Origin of the sequence: Mesorhizobium sp. B2-6-2 (genome assembly GCF_006440615.1) — a bacterium.
Taxonomy (GTDB): Bacteria; Pseudomonadota; Alphaproteobacteria; order Rhizobiales; family Rhizobiaceae; genus Mesorhizobium.
In genome coordinates, this window is the sequence record NZ_VFUG01000001.1 from 1 (window position 1) to 16,296 (window position 16,296).

The 16,296-nt window shown below is 63.6% G+C and carries 18 protein-coding genes; 9 read left to right on the forward strand and 9 right to left on the reverse strand.

Annotation, left to right across the window (positions count from 1 at the left end):
* The coding region (locus FJ419_RS31010) for a hypothetical protein (protein WP_210241639.1) at positions 1-207 on the forward strand (207 nt) is incomplete at its 5' end.
* A 140-nt stretch (positions 208-347) separates the two neighbouring features.
* Positions 348-2,048: a phospholipase D-like domain-containing protein gene (locus tag FJ419_RS00005; protein WP_140686713.1), complete on the forward strand. Its 1,701-nt coding sequence runs from the start codon at positions 348-350 to the stop codon at positions 2,046-2,048.
* Between the two features lie 420 nt (positions 2,049-2,468).
* Here the strand turns inward: FJ419_RS00005 and FJ419_RS00010 are convergent, their stop codons facing one another.
* Entirely contained in the window at positions 2,469-2,810 is a 342-nt protein-coding gene (locus FJ419_RS00010) for a hypothetical protein (protein ID WP_181170558.1), read from the reverse strand.
* Positions 2,811-2,998: 188 nt separating this feature from the next.
* Here FJ419_RS00010 and FJ419_RS00015 point away from each other — a divergent pair, with 188 nt between their 5' ends.
* Both FJ419_RS00015 and FJ419_RS00020 read left to right on the forward strand, forming a co-directional pair.
* A complete protein-coding gene (locus tag FJ419_RS00015) occupies positions 2,999-3,925 on the forward strand; it encodes an ABC transporter ATP-binding protein (RefSeq protein WP_140546691.1) in 927 nt (308 codons plus the stop codon).
* Positions 3,922-4,701: an ABC transporter permease gene (locus FJ419_RS00020; protein ID WP_140546692.1), complete on the forward strand. Its 780-nt coding sequence runs from the start codon at positions 3,922-3,924 to the stop codon at positions 4,699-4,701. The genes FJ419_RS00015 and FJ419_RS00020 overlap by 4 nt, the downstream gene beginning before the upstream one ends.
* A gap of 31 nt (positions 4,702-4,732) precedes the next feature.
* Here FJ419_RS00020 and FJ419_RS00025 read toward each other — a convergent pair whose 3' ends face one another.
* From FJ419_RS00025 to FJ419_RS00045, 5 genes are all read right to left on the reverse strand, one after another.
* On the reverse strand, positions 4,733-5,440 hold the full coding sequence (locus tag FJ419_RS00025; RefSeq protein WP_140686715.1) for a DUF2807 domain-containing protein: 708 nt from the start codon (positions 5,438-5,440) through the stop codon (positions 4,733-4,735).
* Positions 5,441-5,474: 34 nt separating this feature from the next.
* On the reverse strand, positions 5,475-6,041 hold the full coding sequence (locus tag FJ419_RS00030; RefSeq protein ID WP_140686716.1) for a DUF1700 domain-containing protein: 567 nt from the start codon (positions 6,039-6,041) through the stop codon (positions 5,475-5,477).
* On the reverse strand, positions 6,038-6,364 hold the full coding sequence (locus tag FJ419_RS00035; RefSeq protein WP_140686717.1) for a PadR family transcriptional regulator: 327 nt from the start codon (positions 6,362-6,364) through the stop codon (positions 6,038-6,040). Before FJ419_RS00035 ends, FJ419_RS00030 begins: the two co-directional genes overlap by 4 nt.
* A gap of 181 nt (positions 6,365-6,545) precedes the next feature.
* The gene (locus FJ419_RS00040; protein WP_140686718.1) at positions 6,546-7,583 is read right to left on the reverse strand and encodes a phosphatidylglycerol lysyltransferase domain-containing protein; all 1,038 of its coding nucleotides are present in this window, start codon (positions 7,581-7,583) and stop codon (positions 6,546-6,548) included.
* A 433-nt stretch (positions 7,584-8,016) separates the two neighbouring features.
* Positions 8,017-10,014, reverse strand: a complete 1,998-nt coding sequence (locus FJ419_RS00045) for a PhoX family phosphatase (protein ID WP_140686719.1) — start codon at positions 10,012-10,014, stop codon at positions 8,017-8,019.
* Positions 10,015-10,265: 251 nt separating this feature from the next.
* Between FJ419_RS00045 and FJ419_RS00050 the strand changes: the two genes are divergently transcribed.
* The 3 genes from FJ419_RS00050 to FJ419_RS00060 all read left to right on the forward strand — a co-directional run bounded on the left by FJ419_RS00050 (position 10,266) and on the right by FJ419_RS00060 (position 11,684).
* On the forward strand, positions 10,266-10,604 hold the full coding sequence (locus FJ419_RS00050; RefSeq protein ID WP_140686720.1) for a hypothetical protein: 339 nt from the start codon (positions 10,266-10,268) through the stop codon (positions 10,602-10,604).
* 18 nt (positions 10,605-10,622) lie between these two features.
* Positions 10,623-11,324: a phosphatase PAP2 family protein gene (locus FJ419_RS00055; RefSeq protein WP_140686721.1), complete on the forward strand. Its 702-nt coding sequence runs from the start codon at positions 10,623-10,625 to the stop codon at positions 11,322-11,324.
* Between the two features lie 90 nt (positions 11,325-11,414).
* Entirely contained in the window at positions 11,415-11,684 is a 270-nt protein-coding gene (locus FJ419_RS00060) for a helix-turn-helix transcriptional regulator (protein WP_140686722.1), read from the forward strand.
* A 154-nt stretch (positions 11,685-11,838) separates the two neighbouring features.
* Here FJ419_RS00060 and FJ419_RS00070 read toward each other — a convergent pair whose 3' ends face one another.
* The gene (locus FJ419_RS00070) at positions 11,839-12,690 is read right to left on the reverse strand and encodes an ATP/GTP-binding protein (RefSeq protein ID WP_140686724.1); all 852 of its coding nucleotides are present in this window, start codon (positions 12,688-12,690) and stop codon (positions 11,839-11,841) included.
* Between the two features lie 113 nt (positions 12,691-12,803).
* Between FJ419_RS00070 and FJ419_RS00075 the strand changes: the two genes are divergently transcribed.
* Both FJ419_RS00075 and FJ419_RS00080 read left to right on the forward strand, forming a co-directional pair.
* The gene (locus FJ419_RS00075) at positions 12,804-13,589 is read left to right on the forward strand and encodes a helix-turn-helix transcriptional regulator (RefSeq protein WP_140686725.1); all 786 of its coding nucleotides are present in this window, start codon (positions 12,804-12,806) and stop codon (positions 13,587-13,589) included.
* A gap of 185 nt (positions 13,590-13,774) precedes the next feature.
* Positions 13,775-14,854 carry a site-2 protease family protein gene (locus FJ419_RS00080; RefSeq protein WP_181170559.1) on the forward strand — a complete coding sequence of 360 codons (1,080 nt, stop codon included), beginning with the start codon at positions 13,775-13,777 and terminating at the stop codon, positions 14,852-14,854.
* A 28-nt stretch (positions 14,855-14,882) separates the two neighbouring features.
* Here FJ419_RS00080 and FJ419_RS00085 read toward each other — a convergent pair whose 3' ends face one another.
* Positions 14,883-15,815 carry a CHAD domain-containing protein gene (locus FJ419_RS00085; RefSeq protein ID WP_140686727.1) on the reverse strand — a complete coding sequence of 311 codons (933 nt, stop codon included), beginning with the start codon at positions 15,813-15,815 and terminating at the stop codon, positions 14,883-14,885.
* Complete coding sequence (locus tag FJ419_RS00090; protein WP_140686728.1) at positions 15,812-16,285, reverse strand: CYTH domain-containing protein; 474 nt, start codon at positions 16,283-16,285, stop codon at positions 15,812-15,814. Before FJ419_RS00090 ends, FJ419_RS00085 begins: the two co-directional genes overlap by 4 nt.
* Positions 16,286-16,296: the final 11 nt, after the last annotated feature.

The window sequence follows — 16,296 nt, forward strand, 5'->3', positions numbered from 1 at the left end:
CGCCTTGGCGAAGGTAACGGCATGGATTCCAGGGTCTTCGCGACGGAGCTTCGCTCCTGCGCCGCCCTACATGACGAGGCTGGGTCCGGATGGTTGGCAACCATCCGCCTTTTGTTTTGCTGGCAAATAGAACACAATGTGAAGCAGTTCATAGAATTATACTTGACGCTGCAAAACATTGACATCCGATCTTCTGCCGCCCCATAATCATCGCCGTCACTCATTCGAATATTCTGTTTCAGCTGATCCGGGGCCGTGCTTCCGGGGCGGATTCTTGTTGGCTGCATCGATGGGCCGGGCATGCCGGCCGCGCTTCGGGAACGACGACGGATGGGGAGGAACGACAGATGGCCATCGACATAAAAGTCTCCGTCTATACCAATGGCGACGACGCCTTCGTCGCCTGGGCGCCCAGCGATTTCATCGCCGGGTGCCGGGGTTTTCTGCTCGAGCGCGGCCGCAAGGCCGGCGCGAGCGAGAGGATCGAGCCGGTGGAGAACCGCGTCGGCTTCACCAAGGACAAGCCGAAATCGGGCGACCACAGGCCGTCGGACGTCTGGCCGTTCCAGCGCTTCAACTGGACCGACCATGCGGCCGATGTCGGCAATGTCGTGCGCTACCGGGTGACCGCGATGATGAGCGCCGGACCCGGCAAGCCGCTGACCAAGGGCGTGTCGAGCGACTGGACGGACTGGGCAACACTCGCCACCGACGCCGGCGGCGGCTTTTCCTGCTACTTCAACCGCGGCCTGGTTCTGTCGCAATTCGTCGCCCGCTACATGGCCAAGAACAAGCTGTCGCCCGCGGCCTTCAAGAAGAGCCTGCAGACCAATGGCGACGCAAAATTCCGGGCTTTCCTCGAAGGCGATCTCGGCCTGCGCATGGTCGGGCTGACGCAGGTCGCCGGCGACGAGCTGCATGCCGCGCTCTACGAGCTCGGCGATGCGACGCTGGAGACGGCGCTGATCGGGCTCGGGCCGCGGCTCCATCTCATTCTCGCCAACGGCTCCGACAAAAGCGGCGACGGCAACAAGGAGGCGCGCAAGAACCTCAACGACCACGGCATCGCGACCATCGACCGGATGCTGAAATCGAAAGGCCTCGGCCACAACAAATTTGTCGTCGTGTCCAAGGACGGCGAGCCGAAGATGGCGTGGACGGGCAGCACCAACTGGAGCACGACCGGCCTGTGCACGCAGGTCAACAACGGCTTGCTGATCGAGGACGCGGCGGTCGCGGTGCATTTCCGCAAGCATTGGGACCTGTTGAAGGACGCCTCGCCGCCCAAGACCGACCCGGCCAATTTCACGCCGGCGCTGATGGCGGACAACGACGCCCCCAAGACCTTCACGGTCGGGACAGCCAAGACGACGGTGTGGTTCACCCGCACCTCGGATGGCGCCGACATGGCGGCGCTGCGCGACGTCATCGCCTCCGCCAAACAGGCGGTGCTTTTCCTGATGTTCACGCCGGGCAAGCAGGGGCTGCACACGCTGGCCGGCCAGCGCGCCAGGGAAAAGGGCATGTATGTGCGCGGCGTGGTCTCAACGCTGAGCGCGGAGGAGGGCGGCACCGATCAGGATTTCCTCGACATCGACCTGGTGAGCAGCGACCGGAAATTCACGCCCGACCGCTACGCGGTGGCGCAGCCGCAGGGCCTCGACGCGCCGCTCGGGCCGTGGATCGCCGAAGTAAACCGGCGGATTTTCCTGTCGCAGATCGGCCACGCCATCGTGCACTCGAAGATCCTGGTGACCGACCCGCATTCGAACGACTGCGTGGTGGTGACCGGCAGCCACAATTTCTCGGCGCCGGCGAGCGAGAAGAACGACGAGAACCTGGTGATCGTGCGCGGCCACAGGAAGCTCGCCGCCGCCTATGCCACCTATGCAATGTCGGTCTACAGCCACTACCGCTACCGCTCCTACATCCGCGAGACGCGGGCCCAAGGCAGGACGCCGTGGAGCTATCTCGACGACGACGACCAGTGGCTGAAGACCGAGCTCAGGACCAAGGCGCAGGAGATCGCGTTCTGGACGCAGGGTTAGTTGTCCGACGCGGGGATTTTGAAAGGTTTGCAGGCTGGCAAGGCCTTGGCCGTTGATCTCCGTGAAATCGGCGCAAACACTGGAGATTGGCTGAAGCCTCCCAACCTCGTCATTCCAGGGCGGAGCAGCCGCGAAGCGGCGTCGCGCAGACCCTGGAATCCATTCCGTGAACTTGGTCGAAGAGCGCAGCGGAGCAGAATTCTGCACCGCTGTAAGGGCTCGGAAGTCGCGGAATGGATCCTCGGATCTGCGCGCGTCGCTTCGCTCCTTGCTCCGCCCGTGGATGACGAGGTTGGGAGGCTTCCGCCAATCCCCGGCGTCTGCGCCGATTTCACAGAAAGGAACGGTGAAAATACTGCCGGCCGACAAGCGGCAACTTAACCGCTTGCGAGACCGGGGCCTTGATGAGGGCGATCATAATCACTTCTGCTTAAACTGTGCTGTCTTCAGAGCTGTTTCCAGCGACACGTCTGTCTTCTCGACAGTTTCCTCAATCGGCGGTCCAACCCGGATCGCGTCGCCAGGTGGAAGAGTAAACGTTGGGGCCGCGTCGTTGACCCTATTCACAACCCAAAAAAGAAGCGTCATGACGGCGATGTACGCTACGAGGGAAATCAGCAAGCCAGAGATTCCCCAGGTGCGAGCTATCCAATGCGCGGTCGACAAGCCGAAGGCCATAACAGAAAACCCGGCAAAGATTAGGCCGTAAAGAACGCCAACCAGACCTCTGCGAAACGGATAGCTCTGTGCGAATTTGAACATCCCCCAATAGTGCGGCGACACAATTGCAAATTTCTCAAGCACCTATTTAAAGTTGAACCATTTGGAACAGGTCGGATAGACGCGGCGCCGGCCTGTCCAGAACTGTCAGCAGCAGCGGCGATTTACAGTTGCACCGGGCGGCATCCGACCTATATGAGGTCACCTTTTCCAGCCGGCCGTATTTCAGCATGTCATCCATCATCTCGATCTCCGGTGTCACGAAAACCTATGCCACCGGCTTCAAGGCGCTGAAGGAAATCAATCTCGACATCGAGCGCGGCGAGATCTTCGCGCTGCTGGGGCCGAACGGCGCCGGCAAGACGACGCTGATCTCGATCGTCTGCGGCATCGTCAACCGCTCGTCGGGCACCGTCACCGTGGACGGCCACGACATCGGCCGGGACTACCGCGCCGCGCGCAGCCTGATCGGGCTGGTGCCGCAGGAGCTTACCATCGACGCCTTCGAGACGGTCTGGGCGACGGTGAATTACAGCCGCGGCCTGTTCGGCAAGGCGCCCAACGCGGCCTTCGTCGAGAAAGTGCTGCGCGACCTTTCGCTGTGGGACAAGAAGGATTCCAGAGCGATCACGCTGTCGGGCGGCATGAAGCGCCGGCTGATGATCGCCAAGGCGCTGTCGCACGAGCCGCGCGTGCTGTTCCTCGACGAGCCGACGGCCGGTGTCGACGTGGAGCTACGCCAGGACATGTGGGCGATGGTGCGGCGCCTGCGCGAGGACGGCGTCACCATCATCCTCACCACGCATTACATCGAGGAAGCCGAGGCGATGGCCGACCGCGTCGGCGTCATCAACAAGGGCGAGATCATCCTGGTCGAGGGCAAGGCCGAGCTGATGCGCAAGCTCGGCCGCAAGCAGATGAATCTGGAGCTGCGCGCGCCGCTCGCCGCCGTTCCGGACGGCCTGTCGCACTATTCATTGGAGCTGTCGGACGACGGCAACCAGCTCACCTACACCTATGACAACCAGAGCGACCGTCCGGGCGTCGCCTCGCTGATCCGCGACCTCGAGGCGGCCGGCGTCCAATTCCGCGACCTCGACACCAAGAATAGCTCGCTCGAAGAGATCTTCGTCAATCTTTTGAGGCAAGAGCCATGAACCTGCGGGCTGCCCCCAATTTTCGTGCGGTATGGGCGATCTACCGGGTCGAGATGGCGCGCGCCTTCCGCACGGTGCTGCAGAGCATAATCTCGCCGGTCATCTCGACATCGCTCTATTTCGTCGTCTTCGGCTCGGCCATCGGCTCGCGCATCACCGAGATCGACGGCATCGCCTACGGCGCCTTCATCGTGCCGGGGTTGATGATGCTGTCGCTCCTGACGCAGTCGATCTCCAACGCCTCCTTCGCCATCTATTTCCCGAAATTCGTCGGCTCGATCTACGAGCTCCTGTCGGCGCCGGTATCCTACCTGGAGATCATCATCGCCTATGTCGGGGGTGCCGCGACCAAGTCGGTCATGCTCGGCCTGATCATCCTGGCCACGGCGGCGCTTTTCGTGCCGCTCAGGATCGAGCATCCATTCTGGATGATCGCCTTCCTGGTGCTGACCGCGGTGACCTTCAGCCTGTTCGGCTTCATCATCGGCATCTGGGCAAAGACCTTCGAGCAGCTGCAGCTGGTGCCGCTGCTCATCGTCACGCCGCTCACCTTCCTCGGCGGCAGCTTCTATTCGATCCACATGCTGCCCGGCATCTGGAAGACGATCACGCTGTTCAACCCGGTCGTCTACCTGATCAGCGGGTTCCGCTGGAGTTTTTACGGCAAGGCCGACGTCTCGGTCGGCGTCAGCCTCGGCATGACGGTGATGTTCTTGGCGATCTGCATCGCGATCGTGGCGTGGATCTTCAAGACGGGCTATCGGTTGAGGAACTGAACAGGGCTCAGCCGCCGCAGAGCCTTTGTTTTTACGGCACCTGTGTGATGCTGCCGCTGCCGCGCACCTGCGAACGCCGCATGGTCGGGTGCCCGTAGACATCGACGTCGCCGCTACCGGAAATCGAGACATCCGCATCCGCCTGCGCGGTGATCTCGGCGTCGCCGCTGCCGCGGATATCGACCTTAGCGGATTGGGCGGTCAGGTTTTTGAGACGCCCGTCGCCTGAACCGGAAATCTTGAGGTCGACGGTCTGAGCCGTTCCGGCGGCGGTGACGCTGCCGCTGCCGCGGATGTCCAGCCGCAGCGCGGGCTGGTTGATCTCGTCCAGGGCGAGATCGCCGCTGCCGATTATCTTCCAGTCCGTTATCGCGGGCCCCGACAGGGTGACGTCGACGCGGTTGTTAAACCAACCCGGATCGCAGTCCAGGCTGAGCTTGCTGCCTTCCATCCGCACATGGTCGACCAGGACCGATTCGCCGCTGACGACGGCTTGCGCCACGTCTCCCGGCCGGTAGCGCACCGCTGCCGGAACGGCGATGGTGAAACCATCGCCGGCGTTGAACGGCAGCGTGACCTGTTTCGTCGTGGAGGTGGACTTTCCGCAGGTGGATTGGCCGCCGATCCACGAGCCGCCGGCATAGATCCAGTCCGGCCCGGAAAGCCCGATGCCAAGCGCCAGAAAGACGATTGCGCCAGTCAGCCCCGCCGTCGCGACGAATGCCAGTTTTCCAGTCATTGTCCGGTTCCTTCCACGTGATGACGAACAAAGCTCAGGCGCGATCGCGGTCAGGCCGCGCCAGACGCGAATGCAGCCTGGCGTAGCGCCCGACGACCCGTAGGCCGGCGCTGAACCCGAGCAACAGCAAGGCGCCGCCGCCGATGAAACCGCCGACCAGCCCGGCGCCGATGAAGAGGCGGCCGAGCACGGCCATGAGCGTTCCGGCAGGATCGAACAGCAGCGTCGAGAGGATGATCTTGATGCCCAGCGCGCCGATGGCGACAAGCGTGATGCCAAGCCCGATGCCGAGGATGATCGCGGTGAGCAGAAGCGGCAGCAGCAGGACGAGATCGACGAAGGCAAGACCGGCAAGGGCGAGTGTCGCCGCCAGCATGTTGGACATGCTCCAATGCGCCTCGAAGCGGCGCAGCCCGGCCTCGGCGCGCAGCTCGCGGGCGAGCCTGGCCGGATCGCCCAGCGCCGCCGCGACCTCCGCTTCGCCGCGGCCGGAGGCGTCAGCGAAATGGGCACTATAGTCGCCGACTATGCCGTCGATCTCGTGCACCGGCAAGCCGGCCAGCCCCTGTCTCAGCGTCTGCAGGAAAGCGTCCTTGGTCATGGCAGATCCTCGAGAAGTTTGTCGATCGCGCCGACGAGCGAGCGCCAATCGCGGCGATGCGCTTGGAACGCCTTCTGTCCCAGCGGCGAGAGCCGGTAATATTTGCGGGGCGGTCCGTTGCTCGACTCCACGATGCGGGTGGCGACCAGGCCGTCATTCTGCATGCGGCGCATCAGCGGGTAGATCGTGCCTTCCCCCATGCCGACCGCGGCGACCAGCTGGCTGGCGATTTCGTAGCCATAGCTTTCACCCCGCGACAGCACGGCCAGCACGCACAGGTCGAGCGCGCCTTTTCGCAATTGCACCTGGATCGAGTCGGTCATGTCGCATTCCGGTTCACCGGACAGCTTGGTTCCCGGTTTACAAAAACAGATATAGCAAGCTACCTGTTTATGCAAGATACCAGTTGATGCAGCTTACCGAGCAAGAGAAACTGCCATGATCCAGCCACGGTTCATTCGGCTGGCACAGGAGTGCCCGGCATGCCCGGAAAACCAAGCGTATTCAGATCGCCTTGATCAACCGCAGCAGGCCCAGCATTTCCACGAAAGTCCCTTTGCGGAACGCGATATAGGTCGGCTCCTCGATGCCATGGAAGCGGCGCTTGAAGGCCGCCTGGCCCTGCAGGTTGAAGCGCGAGCGGTTGATCCAGGGCGAGTTGTAGGCGCGCTGGAAGGTTCCGCGCCAGAAGCCCGATTCGGCGAAGCCGCTCGGCTCGATGTCGAGCAGCGGCGAGAGCCCGAGCGTCACCTCCGTGACGCCCTCCTCGCGAAAGCGGTCGACGGCGAATTTGGTCAGGCCGATCTCGGCATGTGGCGTCGCATCGACCTGCTTGCGCTTGAAGGAGGTGGTGTAGCCGATGACCTTGCCGTCGCGAAACAACGGGTCGAAATCAAGGATGGCGAGAAGCCGGCCTTCAGGGCCGTGCAGGAGGAAGCGGCGCATGTCGGCGCCGATCTCTTCGGAAAACCGACGGTTGAGGAAACGCATTTCCCAGCGCTTGATGATGCGCTCTTTGCGCCAGTCGGCGGAAAGCTGCTTGATCTCGTCCTGCAGCCCGTCGCCCTTGTCCTCGGCGAGGGTAAACCCCTTCTTCGTCAGCCAGCGCTCGGAATAGCGCACGGTCTCGTTGCGCCTGCCGGAAAAATCATGCGCAGGCAGCGGCAGCCTGGTGTCGACGCCGAGGCGATTGACCTGGTAGCCGAGGCCGGCGAGCACCTTGGCCGTGTCGGCGCCGACTTGGACGAACCAGGGACTGCCTGCGGCCTCGACGAAGCGCTTGATATAGGCCGGACGGTCGGCCGGGTCTGCCACCGGATCGCCAAGCGCGAAATGACGGCTCATCTTGGTGCCGAAGGCGATGTAGCCGTCGCCATCGCTGAAATAGGACAGTTTCTGCTGCACGGCCGTCGAATAGGCGAGCGAGAAGTCGCCGTAAAGGCGCACCAGCGCCAGGCGCTCGTCGTCCGTCAGGTCGCGTCGCGGGACCTTGGGTGCCACGGCATCGAGAAGCCTGTCGAAATGGATGCGCAGGGGCGCCATGAGCTCCGCGTGCCAAGAATGGACGACCTGCCGCCCTCAGGTCGCGAATCGCCGGCGCGGCCGATTGCGGTCACGTCGCGCCAGCGCGATATAGGATGCAATTGGCGGCGAATGAAGGGGAAATGTCCGAAAGCGTCCGCCATGGCCCGTCGGCCGCAGAGCGGCAGCGTAGGGTTGAAGCCGCCCCAGCATCGTCATTCTATGGTGGAGCAAGGAACGCAGCGACGCGGCGCAGACGATAGAATCCATGCCCGTGACTTGGAAGCGCCGCCACGGTGCAGAATTCTGTTCCGTTGCACGCCGTGGTAACGGCATGGATTCCAGGGTCTTCGCGACGGAGCTTCTCTCCTGTTTCCCCCTGCGATTGCCGACGTCGGGGTGGCTTGCGCCCAATCCCCGACGTCCACGACTCAAAGCTGCTATCCCCAGCGCGTCACACCGCGATCTTGCCGCCGCCCTGCTTCGTGATGGCAACGACGGACGGCCGCACCGGCATGTCCGGCTTGAAGTCCGGCCAGCGGGTCGACGGGTCCTCGTAATAGGACGGGCGGCCAAAACCTTCCCAATCCTCGCCGCCATCGCCCGGATGCTGGACGGCGACGAAAGCGGTCTGGTCGTCCGGCGAAAACAGCGGGCCGCACATTTCGGCGCCGATCGGCACGCGGAAGAACAGTTTCGACGTTGCCCGCGCGTCACCCTCGGTATCGACCGCCCAGAGACCGTCGGTGCGGCCGGTGGCCTTCGGGCCCTGGCCGTCGGTGGCGACCCACAGGCGCCCGGCGGAATCGACGGCGCAATTGTCCGGCATGCCGAACCAGCCATGGGCGGTGGTCGCGGTCGAGAAGGTGGCGCCGACATCGGCAACGGAAGGATCGCCGCATTTCAACAGCACTTCCCATTTGCCCTTGGTGGCGGCGAAATCGCCGCCGTCCTCGACGATCTCGATGATGTGGCCGAAAGCGTTGTCGGCGCGGGGATTGGCGGCGTCGACCTGCTCGGACTTGCGCTTGGAATTGTTGGTCAGCATGACATAGACCTTGCCGTTGCCGGCATTGGGCTGGATATCCTCCGGCCGGTCCATCTTGGTGGCGCCGAGCAGGTCGGCGGCGCGGCGCGTCTCGATGAGAACGTCGGCTTGGGAAGCAAAGCCGTTCTCGGCCGTCAGCGGGCCTTGACCGAAAACGATCGGCATCCATTCGACCGAGCCGTCCTCGGCGAATTTGGCCACATGCAACGTGCCGTCGTCGAGCAGGTCCAAGTTGGCGGCGCGGTCGTTCGGGTTGAAAATCCCCTTGGTGACGAATTTGTAGACATAGTCGAAGCGCTCGTCGTCGCCGAGATAGAAGACGACGCGGCCGTCCTTGGCGACGATCGATTCGGCGCCCTCATGCTTGAAGCGGCCCATGGCGGTGCGCTTCCTCGGCACGGAGTTGGGATCGTTGACGTCGACCTCGACGATCCAGCCGAAACGGTTCGGCTCGTTCGGCTCCTTGGCGAGGTTGAAGCGGTCGTAATGCGCGCCCCACTCATAGGCGCCTTCGGGGATGCCGAGCCGCTTGTAATTGGCGGCTTCCCTGTGGCCCTCCGGCAATTCGCCCGAGAAATAGCCGTGGATGTTCTCCTCGGCCATCACATAGGTGCCCCAGGGCGTGACGCCGCCGGCGCAATTGTTGAGGGTGCCAATGACCTTGGTGCCGGACGGGTCCGCATTGGTCTTGACGCGGTCATGGCCCGCCACCGGGCCGGAGAGCGCCATCTCGGTGGTGGACATGATGCGGCGGTTGAGCTTGCCGTCGCGCACCACTTGCCATTTGCCGCCTTGCTTGCGGATCTCGACGATGGTGCCGCCATGGGCGGCCATCTCGACATCGACCTGCTCCTTCGAGAGCGGCGCCACCTCGGCCTTCTTCTTGCCGTCCTTCTCGACGACCGAGACGATGCCGGGGAACATCAGATGCGGGTTGGTGTATTCGTGGTTGACGACCAAAAGGCCGTGCTCGGCCGAGCCGTCGATCGGAATATAGCCGACATAGTCGTTGTTGTAGCCGAACTGTCTTGCCTGGGCTTCAGCCGACTGCTTCAGCGGATCGAAGTCGGGGGAATCGGCAAACAGCGGATCGCCCCAGCGCAACAGCACGTCGGCGTCATAGCCGGGCGCGACATGGTGCTTGTCGTCGATGCCGGCTTCGAGCTCGTCGAACTTGAAGGCCGAAGCCTCAGCAGCGCGCGCCTCGTCGGCCGCAATCAGCGCCAGCGGGCTGACGGTGGCGGCGATGGCCGACACGGCCAGCGACCCCATGAGAAAGCCGCGGCGCGAGAAACGCGCGGCGATGATCTCGCCCATGGTGCGGTTGTCGGTCGGGTTGACCGGCGGGCCGTCATTTTCCTCGAGCTGGCTGGTCCGAAAACGGGTCTCAGGGGTCACGGTCATGAGTTGTCCTCTCGCTTCTTGAGTGGCTGGGGATTTTGACCTTTCGACCCCTAAAGCGCGCCGATCACATTTTCGTGACACTGCCGTGATTGAACCGCAACAGTTGTTTGCCGGCTCGCGGCGGCTTTTGCGACACCCGGCTTCGGTCCCTTGAGCGCCTGCGCTTCGCCGCGGTCAGCTTGACGACATCGCCCGCTTCGGAAACAAGGGCTGGCCGGCGTGGCGACGGCGCTTCAAAAGGGGACGGCAAGGTGAGTTTCTGGGGACTGGCGCAGCTCGGCATTTCGACCGTGATATTCCTGCTGGCGGCGACGGCGGCCAAGCAATGGGGGATGGCGCCGAGCTTGGCCAAGCTCCTTTTGACGCTGGTGCTCTACTCGGCCGGCAATCTGATCATGCTGAGGCTGGTGCGCGAGTTCGGCATGTCGGTATCGTTCAGCCTGTCGGCGGTGATCCAGCTCGTCGCGGTCAATGTCGTGGCGCTCGCCTTCTTCGGCGAACGGCTCAATGCCTTGCAGGCGACCGGTGTGGTGCTGGCGATCGCCGCCGTCGCGCTGATCACGCTCGGGCCCTATATGCAGCGGCTGTAGCTGGACCAAAGGGCTCGAATGAAATCGACCGCCAACGCGCTCCTCAACAGGTTGGAATTCCCGGTGCTCGTGGCTGGGCTGGTGATCGCCGGCGGGCTGTGGGGCCTGGTGGAACTCATGGAGGTGGCGCGCGCCACGACGCCGCATGCCTTCGATACGGAGATCCTGCTCGCCTTCCGCCACGCCGGGCAGCCGGACAGCCCGATCGGCCCGCTTTGGCTGGAGGGCGCGGTGCGCGATATCACTGCGCTGGGCAGCACGGCAGTGCTGGCGCTGATCACGACGGCGACGATCGGCTATCTGCTCCTGATCCGCAGGCCCTCGACAGCCCTGTTCATGTTCGCGGCCGTCGCCGGCGGGCAAGCGCTCTCCAGCCTGCTCAAGCTCGAGGTCGACCGGCCGCGGCCCGATCTCGTCTCGCATCTCGTTAACGAGACGTCGCTGTCCTTTCCGAGCGGCCACGCGATGCTGTCGGCGGTGACCTATCTGACGCTCGGTTCCTTGGCGGCCCGCTTCCTGCCGGACCGGACGACCAAGGTCTTCGTGCTCGGCCTCGCCGTGCTCACCACCGTGCTGGTCGGCGCCAGCCGCGTCTATCTCGGCGTGCATTGGCCCTCCGACGTGCTTGCAGGCTGGTGCGCGGGCTTTGCCTGGGCCATGCTGTGCTGGCTTGCGGCCCGCCTGCTGCAGCGACGCAAAGTGGTAGCCGACAGCGATTGACCGATGTCTAGTAAATATATAATGATGCTTAATACGTCGTAACATTTATAGTATACATCTTTTTATAAATTCAAAGGTGGATTCCGGCCGATGATCACTGCCGCACAGATGCGCGCCGCGCGGGCGTTGACGGGCATCGACCAGAAGACGCTGGCCGAGCGAGCCGGAGTCTCGCTGCCGACGATCCAGCGCATGGAAGCGAGCGGCGGCGTCGTCAGGGGCGTGGTCGACACGCTGATGAAGGTCATCCAGGCGCTCGACGAGGTCGGCGTGGAGCTGATCGGCGAGAACCAGCCCAGCGAGCGCGGCGGCCGGGGCGTGCGCCTCAAGGCCACCGCGGCGCAGAACCCGCATGGCTGAGCCGGCAAGCCGAAATGCGAGATGCTGGCGAGACAGCACCGGCGAGTGGCGAAAGCCGCGCAACATCCGATCTCCCCCCTTGTGGGGGAGATGGCCGGCAGGCCAGAGGGGGGCGCTGTCCCGCCGGCGTTTCAAGGCTTCTCCGCCGCATGGCTCAATCCAGCGATAGCGCGACGACCTCGCCTTCGCCCATCAGCGGCACGAAGATGCGCTTGCCGTCTGTGCCGATGTCGGCGCTGCCCGGCTTGAACTGCGCTATCGCCGTCGGCGCGCCGCCGCGCTTGTAGCCGTAGAGCGTGCCGGTCATGTAGGCGGTGGCATAGATGGTGTCGCCGATGGCGACGACGCCGTCGAGGTCGGCGAACTTTTGCGCGCCGGGCAACGGCGCGACCTTCCTGGTGGCGAGGTCGACCGACAGCAATCCGCCGGGCTCGGCGGTGCTGAAATCGGTCTTGTCGATGCCCTTGCCCCAGGACGCCACGATTAACCTGTCGCCATTGGCGAAGACGCCGTTGGGCGAGGCGAGCAGCGCATCCTTGACGAACAGCTCCGGTCGGTCGCCGTCGATGCGGTATATCGTGTCGGCCAGCATGTCACTGACATAGACCTTGCCGGCGCTGTCGGCGGTCATGTCGTTGAGAAACACAGCGCCAGGCACATCGATGGTCTCGACCAGTCTGCCGCTGGCGAGATCGACGACGCGCACCCTGGTGATGTCGGCAGCGTAGAGCCTGCCGCCGGCGATCGCGATGCCCTTGGGCGCGTCCATGCCGTCCACCCAGTGGCGAGAGACGACCTTGCCGTCCATCGACAAGAGCGACAGGTAGCCGTTGCCGTCCGCCGCGCCGGGATTGCCGACGATGTTGGAGACGACGATGCGGTTGTGGGCGGCATCGACAAGCGCGGATTCCGGCTGCTCGAAGCCGGTGGCGCGCCAGAGCTCGCCGGCCTGCGCGACGGACACGGAGATGGCGGCGAAGACGGTTGAAGCGACGAGGTGTTTCATGGGTGCTCTCCTGTGATGACGGCAGAGAGCTAGGATTTTCGATACTTTCCTGAAAGCCGGAACGAGACTAGTATCGCAGTTCAATACGAATTCGCGCAAACGAGGTGCATTCCATGAACGGTCCGATCTTCGAGGCGCTGAAACGGACGTTGAAGGCCAAGGGCCTGACCTATCGGACGCTGGCCGAGCGCATGGGCGTTTCCGAGCCGACGGTGAAGCGCATCTTCCATGAGAAGAACTGCAAGCTGGACCGGCTGATGGAGATCTGCGCCGCGGCCGATGTCGAGCTGGAGAACGTGCTCGGCGCGATGAACCGCGGGCCGGGTCCGGCCAACCGCATCGCGCCGGAGATCGAGCGCCGGCTGGCGGCGCGGCCGGCGCTGCTCTTCGTCTTCGTCATGCTGTCGGAGAAGTTCACGGCCGAAGGCATCATGCGCTCGCAGCGCCTGAGCGAAGCTTCGATGTTCCTCTACCTGCGCGACCTCGAGGAGCTCGGGCTGGTGGCGCTGGGGCGCGGCCTGTCGGCAAGGCTGCTCGTCGAGACGCCGATCCAATGGGATTTCGAGGGTCCGCTGAAGCCGCATTTCGAGATGACCAACAAGAACTTCATCGGCTGGGCGATCGGCCATATGGAACAGGGCGCGACCTTCATCAGCTTCTCCAGGCGCATGCGGCCGCAAACGGCGGAGATGCTGCGGCGCGAGGCCGAGGAGCTTGCCGAACGCGCCAGGCTGCTCGCCCACCACGACCAGCACACCACGCCCGAAGACCAGCTCACCGGCTACAAATGGACCTTCGCCTTCGGCGCGACGCCCTTTCCCGCGATCATGCCGATCGGCCCGCATCCGAGGGATGCGGGGGCCAGGGCGGATGGCGGCAAACCACGCGTGTCGGCATAGCCCGGCCGCAGTCCGACGGCCTTTGTATCAGCTCACCGCCCTTCGTCGAAGTCGTTCTCCGGCGTCAGCTTGACGACGGCGAAAGCGGTGGTGGATGGTGCAGGATATTCCGGCGTACAAGGCGACTGCGCCGATCACGTGTTAATTGTGTTTGACGACCGCCATTCTTGCGAAAGAGCCTGTGCTTGCCCTTCCTTGTTGTTGCCTCCTTATTCATTGGCGCCTGGATAAGCATCGTCCTGCACGAGTCCTCCCACGCTGTCGCCGGACATTTGGCAAACCTGCAAATTAGAGAGTTTCGTGTTGGCTTGGGACCAACAGCGCTTCACACCCGCTTGCTGGGAACGGAGGTTCGCGTAGGAGCTATTCCGTTAGCTGGCTGTGTGAAAACGTTTCCTCAATTATCCTTTTCCAAGCCCGCTAACTTGGTTTTTGTCGCCGCAGGGCCGTTGATGGATATTGTCTGGTTGGGCGTCCTAAGCGGCGCAATGACCATCTGTCGCGACGCTGAACTCGCAGGCACTATTTTGGCACCGGCAACTTTCTTCCAGATTATGATGGTTTTTGGCAGTGTCCTTCCGCATTATTCCAAGGTCTACGGCCAGCGGATGGCCAACGATATGCTGGCTTTTTGGACGATTGCGTGGAAAGAACGCGATACGAACGCTGCGTACCGTCAAGGCTATCTGAACGCCTTGCGGCCATATATGAGCCCAGATGATCTGCCCTGGCAGCCTACGGGTCAATCTGATCGGGTCGCTTTCTATCTGTCCAAGCCCGACCTGAAGGAAGAGGACATCCCGGCGCTGGAAGCCGAGCTGGCCGCCACCACGCCCGGAAGCGAGCGGCTCCTCCTCATCGAGACCGCCGCCACTAAAATCCTCACTCAACCCGGGCCGCCGACCTCTCGTCTGAACGCTTACCTCGATCGCCTGACGGAAATGGCTGTCGCTATGTCTCCGGGACTCCGCACGCTGAAAGGGACACGCGGCGCGGCGCTTGCACGATTGGGACGCCACGTGGAGGCGCTCAACGTCCTTGCTGAGGCCGATAGCTCCGATGACTACAATCGCTGCCTGAATGCCGCCTTCAGGGCACTGGCACACCACCACGCCGGCCGAAAAGAGCTGGCCGCCGCCGAGCTTGAGACATCCATCGCCATCTTGCGATCTTATGACTGGGCGGGCCGGATCGGCCAAATCGTAAGCGCTGTCCGTGCCGAAATTGGATACCCTTCGCTGGCCGACAAGGTACCTGCTGGCTAAAGGCTAACAGCGGGGCATGGCTGCGGTGTCACGCCGCCTTCGCTTCTTCCTGCGGTCCGGCGAGATCGTCGCGCGCCTTGCGGGCCAATCTCTTGGCCGAGCGTTTTGGGCTGTCGCCGAACAGGTCGGCGGCATCGGCAAGGCAGGCCTTGGCCAGGCTCTTTTCGGAGCGCTTCAACAGCTTGCGCAGAAGCTTCGTCTCGTCGGCGGGACCGAGCGGCTCGCCATCGGCGTCGAGCAGGGCGCGCATCACGAAGACGTCGTGCAATTCGCCGAGCTCTTCGCCGAGCCTGTCGACCGCCTTGCGGCGCGCCTTGATCGGCGTCGGCCACAGGCGGCCGAGCAGCGACAGATGCATGGAGTGGGTCTTTGTCGCCTTGCGCAGGTCGTGAAAATCGTCGGCCTCGCCGCGCGACTCCGCCTTGTCCAGCGCCTTCTTCGCCCGCCGCAAGGTGGCGCGGGCACCGTCGGCCAATATATCGGCCGCCTGTTCCGGCTGATCGGGCAAAGCCAGCCTGTCGATGCGCTCCAGGCCTTCCCGACAAGCGGCGATCGCCGCATTGATGGCGGCGTCAAGGCCGGGACCGGCGTGGAGTTCGTGCTGGCGCAGCACCAGCCGCTCGCGCACGGGGTCGAGACCGCCGCCTGCCGATTGTTCCGGAAAGGCATCGGCCAAGCGGTCGACGGTCTCGATCAAGGCGGTCGCCTCGCGCGGTCCGGCCAGCAGCGCCGATACTTGCTTATAACATTCGTTCTCGGTCTGGCAGAACGGTTCGTCCCCGAAACGAACCAGGCGTAGCAAGGCGCGCACGCTTTTCAGCCGCTTGCGGCATTTGTGCAGTCCCTGCTCCGGCTTCTCGCGCGCCATCTCGAGATGGGCGACTGCCTTGCCGATCTCGTCGGCCAATATGCGCCTGACCTCGCCGGTCAGCGGCAAGCGCGGATCGATGCGGAAGCTCATGCGGCGATCTCCGGATTCCCCCCGAGGGCCAGCGACGCGTTGTAGAACCTCGACTCGCCGGTGACCTCGCGACCGAGCCAGTCGGGCAGCATTTCGTCAGATACGTCCTCCGGCGTCTCCAGCTCCGCGATCACCAGCCCCGCGAGCTCGCCGCCGAAAACATCGACTTCATAGAGATAGCCGCCGTGTCTAACATGGCGGCGTGTCTTCTCGATGACACGCCCGACGGCGAACGCCATCAATTCCTCAGCCTCGGCAAGCGGGATCGAATATTCAAATTCGTCGCGCTCGCGCGCCCTGTCGCCGAACTTCAGCGTGAGCTTGGCGGAGCGCTCGTCGCTGATGCGCACCCGCACCGTGCGGCCGGGCTGTGCGGCGACGTAGAATTGACGAATGCGGATTTCCGCCTCGACCTCATCGCGCCAGGCGGGACTGGAGACCAGGAACTTACGCTCGACTTCCTTGCCCATGGCCGCGCACT

Excerpts from the sequence above, each read along its gene's own strand:
- FJ419_RS00005 (WP_140686713.1), top strand. The coding sequence starts at position 348 with ATGGCCATCGACATAAAAGTCTCCGTCTATACCAATGGCGACGACGCC.
- FJ419_RS00010 (WP_181170558.1), bottom strand. The coding sequence starts at position 2,810 with ATGTTCAAATTCGCACAGAGCTATCCGTTTCGCAGAGGTCTGGTTGGC.
- FJ419_RS00015 (WP_140546691.1), top strand. The coding sequence starts at position 2,999 with ATGTCATCCATCATCTCGATCTCCGGTGTCACGAAAACCTATGCCACC.
- FJ419_RS00020 (WP_140546692.1), top strand. The coding sequence starts at position 3,922 with ATGAACCTGCGGGCTGCCCCCAATTTTCGTGCGGTATGGGCGATCTAC.
- FJ419_RS00025 (WP_140686715.1), bottom strand. The coding sequence starts at position 5,440 with ATGACTGGAAAACTGGCATTCGTCGCGACGGCGGGGCTGACTGGCGCA.
- FJ419_RS00030 (WP_140686716.1), bottom strand. The coding sequence starts at position 6,041 with ATGACCAAGGACGCTTTCCTGCAGACGCTGAGACAGGGGCTGGCCGGC.
- FJ419_RS00035 (WP_140686717.1), bottom strand. The coding sequence starts at position 6,364 with ATGACCGACTCGATCCAGGTGCAATTGCGAAAAGGCGCGCTCGACCTG.
- FJ419_RS00040 (WP_140686718.1), bottom strand. The coding sequence starts at position 7,583 with ATGGCGCCCCTGCGCATCCATTTCGACAGGCTTCTCGATGCCGTGGCA.
- FJ419_RS00045 (WP_140686719.1), bottom strand. The coding sequence starts at position 10,014 with ATGACCGTGACCCCTGAGACCCGTTTTCGGACCAGCCAGCTCGAGGAA.
- FJ419_RS00055 (WP_140686721.1), top strand. The coding sequence starts at position 10,623 with ATGAAATCGACCGCCAACGCGCTCCTCAACAGGTTGGAATTCCCGGTG.
- FJ419_RS00060 (WP_140686722.1), top strand. The coding sequence starts at position 11,415 with ATGATCACTGCCGCACAGATGCGCGCCGCGCGGGCGTTGACGGGCATC.
- FJ419_RS00070 (WP_140686724.1), bottom strand. The coding sequence starts at position 12,690 with ATGAAACACCTCGTCGCTTCAACCGTCTTCGCCGCCATCTCCGTGTCC.
- FJ419_RS00075 (WP_140686725.1), top strand. The coding sequence starts at position 12,804 with ATGAACGGTCCGATCTTCGAGGCGCTGAAACGGACGTTGAAGGCCAAG.
- FJ419_RS00085 (WP_140686727.1), bottom strand. The coding sequence starts at position 15,815 with ATGAGCTTCCGCATCGATCCGCGCTTGCCGCTGACCGGCGAGGTCAGG.
- FJ419_RS00090 (WP_140686728.1), bottom strand. The coding sequence starts at position 16,285 with ATGGGCAAGGAAGTCGAGCGTAAGTTCCTGGTCTCCAGTCCCGCCTGG.